General features: G+C 68.9%; 2 pseudogenes. One reads left to right on the top strand and one right to left on the bottom strand.

The window, feature by feature from the left end:
* Window positions 1–42 precede the first annotated feature (42 nt).
* A pseudogene (locus V7793_RS38030) lies at window positions 43–330 on the top strand (helix-turn-helix domain-containing protein); the annotation flags it as partial.
* Here V7793_RS38030 and V7793_RS38025 read toward each other — a convergent pair.
* Window positions 329–469: pseudogene (locus tag V7793_RS38025) on the bottom strand (IS5/IS1182 family transposase); the annotation flags it as partial. The pseudogenes V7793_RS38030 and V7793_RS38025 sit on opposite strands and share 2 nt — an antisense overlap.

The following is a 469-nucleotide window of genomic DNA, read 5'->3' as shown; positions in this document are numbered from 1 at the left end:
GTAGGGGCTGACGGGTGGCGATCGTCGCGTTATGCCAGGGACGTGAGGTGTCCGCAGGGTTTTGGGGTGACTGATGAGCGGCGGCAGTTCCGTGAGCGCATCCGCATGGAAGTGGCCCAGATTTTTGCCGACGGGCAGCCGAACGGGCTGGTCGCGAAGCAGTTACGGGTGAGTGTCCGGTCGGTCCAGCGGTGGCGGCGGGAATACGAAGTCGGCGGGGAGGGCGCGCTGCGGTTGACAGGCTCTGCCGGTCGGCCGCAGCTGAGTGATGAGCTGTTCGCGACGCTGGAGGCAGAGCTGGACAAGGGCCCTGTCGCGCACGGCTGGCCGGTAGAAGCTGGGTGACGTCGTTGTGATTGCCGCCGGTCAGCAGGACGGGGAGCGGGGTGCCGTGGCCGTCCGTGATGAGGTGGTGCTTGGAACCAGCCCGGCCCCGGTCGACCGGCGACGGGCCCGCGTGCTGCCCCCT

The sequence above is a fragment of the Streptomyces sp. KLMMK genome (assembly GCF_036961605.1).
Taxonomy (GTDB): domain Bacteria; phylum Actinomycetota; class Actinomycetes; order Streptomycetales; family Streptomycetaceae; genus Streptomyces; species Streptomyces telluris.
This window is presented reverse-complemented; position numbering and strand designations above follow the sequence as displayed.